Raw genomic sequence first — 7,832 nt, 5'->3', positions numbered from 1 at the left:
GAGAATGCATCTGTAGAAAACCAATCTTTAGGTTACTAAAATACACTAATCAATATATAAGCCTCAAATACATTATTCGGTATTTGAGGCTTTTTTGTATCAAATCAGAATATTAAGTGTTTTTTTTGCACTTTAACGAAAAAATATTCTCTAATATTATTTTTTAATCCTTTTGAATATATAAATTGCAGCGTCTTCAATAAACACATACAATTAATAGAAGGCCCATTTTTTCACACATACACAATTAACATATATAACCATGATTATTGGCGTTCCAAAAGAAATTAAGAACAACGAAAATCGCGTTGCTCTAACACCTGGTGGTGCAAAAGAACTTATCAAAAGAGGACATCAAGTTTATGTCCAATCTACTGCAGGAATTGGTAGTGGTTTTTCTGATGATGAATATAAAGCAGTTGGAGTTAATCTTCTACCAACTATAGAAGAAACATATGCAATTGCAGAAATGATTATGAAGGTAAAGGAGCCTATTGAGGCTGAATATCCTTTAATCAAAGAAAACCAACTTCTATTTACTTATTTCCACTTTGCATCATACGAACCTTTAACAATGGCAATGATAGAACAAAAATCTATCTGTCTAGCGTATGAAACTGTTGAGAAAGTAGACAGAAGTCTTCCTTTATTAATTCCTATGTCTGAAGTAGCAGGAAGAATGGCAACTCAAGAAGGAGCAAAATTCTTAGAAAAGCCAATGGGCGGACGTGGTATTTTACTTGGAGGAGTACCTGGCGTTAAACCTGCAAAAGTAATTGTAATTGGAGGAGGTATTGTTGGTACGCAAGCTACTAAGATTGCAGCTGGCATGGGTGCTGATGTAACTATTATGGATATTGACCTATATAGATTACGTCAATTAGATGACATTATGCCTGCTAATGTAAAAACAATGGTTTCTTCTGAGCATAATATTAGAGAAGAAATTAAAGATGCAGATATGGTAGTTGGAGCTGTACTTATTCCTGGAGCAAAAGCTCCTCATTTGATTACTAAAGATATGCTTAGTACAATGAGGAAAGGTGCTGTTTTAGTTGATGTAGCTGTTGATCAAGGTGGTTGTTTTGAGACTACAAAACCAACAACTCATGCTGAACCTGTCTTTGAAGTAGACGGTGTAATGCATTATTGTGTTGCAAATATGCCTGGTGCTGTACCTTATACATCAACTCTTGCCTTAACTAATGCTACACTTCCTTATGCTATTCAGTTAGCTGATAAAGGATGGGAAAAAGCATGTAGAGATAATGAAGAATTGAAAAAAGGTCTAAACATTATTAGCGGTGATGTTGTTTATAAAGCCGTTGCAGATGCCTTTGGCCTTGAATATAAAGATATTGAAGAGACTCTTTTAGCAAATGCTTAATTAAGCTTTTCAAATAAAATAAGGGAAACAGTTTTAAATTGTTTCCCTTATTTTATTTAAGTTTTTTATATCTAGTCCAATAGCTTGAGATATAAAATTGATGATATTGTTCTTCTGGTAAGATTTCCTTTGGCGCTACTCCTACTTCATCAGATACTTTTAGTAATTCATCAAGTAAGTTCTTATAATTGCCCTCAGAATAATAAACATCTAATAGTAGTAATCTTGCTTCTGTCTGATAAACCTCAGATTTAATCAATTTTTTCAATATCTTTTTTGACTTACTTCCTTTTTGCCAAGAAAGGTAAATTTCAGCTTCTCGTAATAACAAATAATCATCCCCTCCTATAAGGTCAGATAGCTCATCTAACATTAATTTTGACAACTCATAATTATCAACAGCTCCATAAATTTCTGACATTAATAGCCGAATACTCTTATCGAAAGGATAGTCTATTAAATATTTATCTTTTAAAGCTTCTAGTTCTGATAAATTACCTTGAGCTGCTTGTGCCTGTATTAATGCCAATCTAGGTGATTTCTGTTTCTTAAAGTAATTTGATAAAGAATCGTATGATGTTAATGTATTCCCGTATAAACCTTGTTGATTATAACCATATAACTCTCTAATTCTAAGTAGTGATTCTTGATAAAGTTTATTTGTTACTAGGTCTGGATTCTCTTCTGCTAACATCGTTGCCACGATATCTGAAAAGAACGCTCCACCCGAATAAAAATAGATATCTATAATTTGCCATGCCCCATAATGATTTTGAGCAAGTAGCATTTCATTATAATCTAACCAACCATCTCCTTTTAACACTCTATAAAGTAAGCTTTTATTTCCTTTATTATTTTCTAATATTTTCACAAAAGCGTACTCACCATTATTCCCAATTTGCTCTACAAGGAGATCTCCTAATCTTAGTTGCTCTTTAAACACCTGGATATATTCTTTCCAATCAGATGAATTTCTATGCAGTTTTTGGAAAACACGCTGAGTAAATACATCATAATTGATTTTATAATCTACCACATCTCCAGATTCATGATAAACAGCACTATCAATAGTGATTGCCAATGCTAACTCTTTATCATCATTATTTTGTGCTAAAACAACGTTACTAGAAAAGGATAAAATTAGAATGGAAGTAATAAAAAAAGTATATATGGACTTTCTCATTTATTTTAATAGCAGTATTAGTACAGTGTAAAGTTATAAAGTACAAAAAATAAACTACTATGTGATGTAAAAAAAAGAGGTGAATATTCAAATAAATGAATACTCACCTCCTAAATATGACTATTTAGAACTTAATGTCTAAATTATTTTACTTCTTCGAAGTCTACATCTGTAACATCGTCAGCATCAGCACTACCTTGAGCAGCACCTTCTTGACCTGCAGCATTTGGATCAGCACCTGGAGCACCTTCACCACCTGTTGCTTGATACATTTCTTGAGAAGCCGCTTGCCATGCTGCATTTAATGCATCTAAAGCAGGTTGTATTTTCTCAACATCTTGAGCTGCGTGAGCCTCTTTCAAGTCTTTTACAGCTGCTTCGATTGCAGTTTTGTTACCTTCAGAAAGTTTATCTCCGTATTCTTTTAACTGTTTTTCAGTTTGGAATACCATTGAATCTGCTTCATTTAATTTTTCAGCACGATCTTTAGTAGCTTTGTCAGCATCAGCATTTGCTGCTGCTTCATCCTTCATTTTTTGGATTTCCTCTTCTGTTAATCCTGAAGATGCTTCGATCTTGATTCTTTGCTCTTTTCCAGTCGCTTTATCTTTAGCAGATACATTAACAATACCATTCGCGTCAATATCAAAAGTTACTTCGATTTGAGGTACACCACGAGGTGCTGGAGGGATATCGTTTAATTGGAAACGACCTAAAGTTTTATTTCCTGCTACTACTGGTCTTTCACCTTGAAGAACGTGAATATCTACAGATGGTTGATTATCTGCTGCAGTAGAGAATACTTGAGATTTCTTTGTAGGAATTGTAGTGTTAGCGTCGATCAATTTCGTCATTACGCCACCCATTGTTTCAATACCTAAAGAAAGTGGAGTAACGTCTAATAAAAGAACGTCTTTTACTTCACCTGTTAATACACCACCTTGGATAGCTGCACCTACTGCTACAACTTCGTCAGGGTTAACACCTTTAGAAGGTTTTTTACCGAAGAATTTTTCAACTTCTTCTTGTACTTTAGGGATACGAGTAGAACCACCTACTAAAATTACTTCATCAATATCAGAAGTGCTTAAGTCTGCATCTTGCAATGCTTTACGACAAGGCTCTAAAGATCTTTGTACTAAAGAATCAGCTAAACGCTCAAAATCAGCACGAGATAACTCTTTCATCAAGTGTTGAGGAACGCCATCAACTGGAGTGATATATGGTAAGTTAATGTCTGTTTTAGCACCTGAAGAAAGCTCAATTTTTGCTTTTTCAGCAGCTTCTTTCAAACGTTGTAATGCCATAGGGTCTTTACGAAGATCGATTTTTGGATGATCTTTCATAAATTCTTCAGCTAACCAGTCAATAATAACTTTATCAAAGTCATCACCACCTAGGTGAGTATCACCATTTGTTGATAAAACTTCAAATACACCATCTCCTAATTCAAGGATAGAAATATCGAAAGTACCACCACCAAGGTCAAATACTGCTATTTTCTTATCATTATTTGCTTTATCTAAGCCATAAGCTAATGCTGCTGCAGTTGGCTCGTTTACAATACGAGAAACTTTTAAACCTGCAATTTCACCTGCTTCTTTTGTTGCTTGACGCTCTGCATCATTGAAATAAGCTGGTACTGTAATTACAGCCTCAGATACTTCAGTTCCTAAATAATCTTCAGCAGTTTTCTTCATTTTTTGAAGAGTAATTGCTGAAATTTCTTGAGGAGTATATAATTTATCACCAATTTTTACACGAGGAGTATTATTTGGTCCTTCAACCACCTCGTATGCCATTTGTGAAATTTCGTTACTACAGTCAGAATATTGTTTACCCATAAAACGCTTAACAGAAGCGATAGTATTTTGTGGGTTTGTAATTGCTTGACGTTTTGCAGGATCACCTACTTTACGTTCTCCATCTGCTAAAAATGCTACGATTGAAGGAGTTGTTCTTTTTCCTTCAGCGTTTTCAATAACAACTGGCTCATTACCTTCCATAACAGAAACACAAGAGTTCGTTGTTCCTAAATCAATACCAATGATTTTTCCCATAACTTATTTAATTTTTATATCGTATGATGTTTTTATTCTATTTTAATGTCTTCAAATAATCAAAGACACTTTCTTTTAGACAATGCTTATGCCAATTGATTTTTCAAGACATTTTGACAGTCTTATGAAATAATCACTGCCAATTTTATAATCTAAGTCACTAAATTTTTTCAATTTTACTGACATTATATAGAAACGTCGTTACCTAATTTTTAGTTACAGAAAATATTTTAATAAATTTTAATAAAACAAAAACAACTCATTAATAAGTGATTAACCTAATAATGAGCTGTTTACAACTTATTGTTTTCTATTTATATCTTAGATTCCCAACCGTCTGTTTCTATTTCATTCGCAGATGTAAGAACTTTATCTTTCATGTCTTGCATAAACTTCTCAACATTATCAGAAACCTTCTGATCTGTAACGCCTACAATTTTTGCTGCTAATATACCTGCATTCTTTGCTCCATCTAAAGCTACAGTTGCTACAGGTACCCCTGAAGGCATTTGTAAGATAGATAAAATTGAATCCCATCCATCAATTGAATTTCTTGATTTCACAGGGACTCCAATTACAGGTATAGAAGTCATTGACGCAACCATTCCTGGTAGGTGAGCAGCCCCTCCAGCACCTGCTACAATAGCAGCTAAACCTCTCTGTTTTGCTGATGTAGCATAATCAAACATTCTTTCAGGTGTTCTATGAGCAGATACAACTGTTAATTCATATTCAACCCCTAACTCTTCTAATACTTGAGCAGCTTCTGACATAACTTTTAAATCAGACTGACTTCCCATAATAATACCTACTTTCATGATCTTTGATTTGTGAATTTGACTGTAGTTTAATTAACTGTAAAAATAAGGGCTTCATAGTTTTACTACAAAGCCCTTATCAATAAATATTATTAATCACCTTAATTTATAGGAGATTAGTTGAATCTTGGATCATCTGGATAGTTTGTTTTAAGCCACTTCCAATATAAACTCGCTTTCTGTTTTTGTCCAGTCTGCTCATAAAGTGCAGCAAGAGCATATCTTAATGATGGATCTTTCTTTGTATACTTTAGACCCATTAAATATGTCTTTTCTGCAACTTGAATTTCACCCATTTGCTGATATATCAACCCTAGATTATAAAATGCTCTCGAATTTTGAGGATTCAATTCAGATGATTTCTTTAAAGCTTCTGCTGCTGCTGGCCACTCTTTCGTTTCAGCAAATAAAAGTCCTTTAGAATAATAAGCATCAGCAGAAGATGGATCTACAGCTATAGCATTATCAAGTTCTTGTTTAGCTAGGTCTAATTTACCTTGAATAGAATAAATACGTGCTAAACTAAACCTTGCTTCATTCATTAATGTATCAAACTTTAAAGATTGCTGATAACAAGCAATAGCTTTACCATAATCTTTTCTTCTTTCCATATATTGCCCTTCTCCAAAAGGTCCTTCACGGAAATCTTTAGCTTGGAGGAAGTAAATTTTCATTTCAGCAGTTGCCTTATCGAATGCTTTTTTCCATTTACCTTTAAACCTACCATCTTCAACATCCCCTAAAGCAATTGCTGTAGAGACACGAACTGATCGAGATGGATCCATTAAGTATGGACTTAAGTAGGATACTCTTTGATCTAATGATAAATGAGATAAATTTTGAATAGCAGTTAACCTTACCAATGGCTCAGGGTCTTTTAAAGCTCCTATTACTGCTTCTATTGATTGATCTCCTTGTGTTCTTGCTAAATAATAAACTGCTGTTGCTCTTGCAATAAAAGGTGCCGTTTGTTCGTCTACCATTTGTTTTAAAGAAACAACATACTCTTCATCATAATGACGACCTAAGGCTAAAGTATCTTTCCAATCATGCGGTAGTTTACCCCACATTTTTTCTGCATTTGTTGCTGCCCATTTTACAGATTTATCTGTATGACATGCATTGCAAGCATTTGGTGTTCCATCATATTTTAAACTTAAATCTGGTCTAGGGATGCGGAAACTATGATCTCTTCTGTAATCATTACCCATATACACTTCCCCTACCATATGACAGTCTACACAACGGACATCTTGACCTGTATCATGTAGAGTGTGTGATTTAACTTGATAATCTTTTGGTTCATGACATTGAGCACAAATTTTATTCATGTCTTTGAACTTTAATTCAGCTTTATGAGGATCATGACAATCTGTACACTTTACATCATGTTGATACATCTTACTCTGAATAAAAGACCCATATACGTAGACTTCATTCAAAATTTGTCCATCATGGTAATACATTCCCTCTCTTAAAATTTCAGGAGCAAATTGTTCGTAAAAACTCTCACCATATTTAAAATTCTGAACTAATTGTGATCTACGAGAATGACAAGGAGCACAAGATTCTACTAAAGTTCTTGCTGATTCTCCTTTTACAAACTGTTGAACATATAAACCTTCGACAAAGTCTTTCTTTTCTTCAAATTCATCAGAGTTCACAAAGTCTACATGTTCTTTACCTGGTCCGTGACAAGCTTCACAACTCACATTAATAATAGAATACTTTGTATCAAAAGAGTCTTTTTCGAAGTCGTAATTTTTTCTAACATTAGTTGAATGACAATCTGCACACATCGTATTCCAGTTTCCTCCACCATTAGACCAATGCAACCATTCGTAATGTTGGATATCATCTAAATCATCATGTTGATTAAACCATCTTTTCTTTTCTGTATCCCAAGTTTCTCTTATCAACTGTATTTTACCTCTTTCCATTTCTACCATGTAGTTCTGAAGAGGTTTTACACCGAAAGTATATTTTATTTCAAAGTCATGGTTTTTACCGTCTGGTCCTTGCGTATTCACAAAAAACTTATCTCCTTTTTTAAAGAATCTGCTCTTTACATTGTTTTCAACAAATTTCACATCATTAAAATCACCAAGAACCGTTTCAGATGTAGCAATTTCCATTGATTTATCATGGTCAGAACCTTTCCATTTATGGTATTCCTCTTCATGACATGACCTACAAGTTTCCGTTCCTAAAAATAGTGAATCCGGATAAGGAAGATTCATTGAGGCGTGAGGATCTAATGAAGTAGTTGCTTTTTCTGTATTTCCTGATTCTTTATCTCCAGACGATGTACAGCTTTGGTAAACTGCGGCTGAAAAGAATAAGATCGAAAAACCAATCAGTAATTTATTCTTTAATTTCATTCA

The 7,832-nt window shown here is 33.9% G+C and carries 6 protein-coding genes (1 of these 6 cut by a window edge); 2 read left to right on the top strand and 4 right to left on the bottom strand.

The features are described 5' to 3' along the window. On the top strand, window positions 1-39 hold the 3' portion of the coding sequence (locus EI427_RS20200; RefSeq protein WP_126618149.1) for a M23 family metallopeptidase. 942 nt of this gene lie to the left of the window's left edge; 39 of the gene's 981 nt are visible here — the last part of the coding sequence; the start codon falls outside the window, past its left edge; the stop codon is at window positions 37-39. A gap of 223 nt (window positions 40-262) precedes the next feature. Next, the gene (gene ald, locus EI427_RS20195; RefSeq protein WP_126618147.1) at window positions 263-1,387 is read left to right on the top strand and encodes an alanine dehydrogenase; all 1,125 of its coding nucleotides are present in this window, start codon (window positions 263-265) and stop codon (window positions 1,385-1,387) included. A 52-nt stretch (window positions 1,388-1,439) separates the two neighbouring features. Here ald and EI427_RS20190 read toward each other — a convergent pair whose 3' ends face one another. From EI427_RS20190 to EI427_RS20175, 4 genes are all read right to left on the bottom strand, one after another. Next, entirely contained in the window at window positions 1,440-2,570 is a 1,131-nt protein-coding gene (locus EI427_RS20190) for a hypothetical protein (protein WP_126618145.1), read from the bottom strand. Window positions 2,571-2,713: 143 nt separating this feature from the next. Next, entirely contained in the window at window positions 2,714-4,630 is a 1,917-nt protein-coding gene (gene dnaK, locus EI427_RS20185; protein WP_126618143.1) for a molecular chaperone DnaK, read from the bottom strand. A 314-nt stretch (window positions 4,631-4,944) separates the two neighbouring features. Then, entirely contained in the window at window positions 4,945-5,448 is a 504-nt protein-coding gene (gene purE / locus EI427_RS20180; RefSeq protein ID WP_126618141.1) for a 5-(carboxyamino)imidazole ribonucleotide mutase, read from the bottom strand. A gap of 116 nt (window positions 5,449-5,564) precedes the next feature. Next, window positions 5,565-7,829 (bottom strand): tetratricopeptide repeat protein, encoded by a 2,265-nt coding sequence (locus tag EI427_RS20175; RefSeq protein ID WP_126618139.1) that lies wholly within the window; start codon window positions 7,827-7,829, stop codon window positions 5,565-5,567. Between the last annotated feature and the right edge of the window lie 3 nt (window positions 7,830-7,832).

The sequence above is a fragment of the Flammeovirga pectinis genome (genome assembly GCF_003970675.1).
In the GTDB taxonomy this organism is placed as follows: domain Bacteria; phylum Bacteroidota; class Bacteroidia; order Cytophagales; family Flammeovirgaceae; genus Flammeovirga; species Flammeovirga pectinis.
The sequence above is the reverse complement of the archived record's forward strand: the minus strand, read 5'-3'. Positions and strand labels throughout refer to the sequence as shown.

Excerpts from the sequence above, each read along its gene's own strand:
- ald (WP_126618147.1), top strand. The coding sequence starts at position 263 with ATGATTATTGGCGTTCCAAAAGAAATTAAGAACAACGAAAATCGCGTT.
- EI427_RS20190 (WP_126618145.1), bottom strand. The coding sequence starts at position 2,570 with ATGAGAAAGTCCATATATACTTTTTTTATTACTTCCATTCTAATTTTA.
- dnaK (WP_126618143.1), bottom strand. The coding sequence starts at position 4,630 with ATGGGAAAAATCATTGGTATTGATTTAGGAACAACGAACTCTTGTGTT.
- purE (WP_126618141.1), bottom strand. The coding sequence starts at position 5,448 with ATGAAAGTAGGTATTATTATGGGAAGTCAGTCTGATTTAAAAGTTATG.
- EI427_RS20175 (WP_126618139.1), bottom strand. The coding sequence starts at position 7,829 with ATGAAATTAAAGAATAAATTACTGATTGGTTTTTCGATCTTATTCTTT.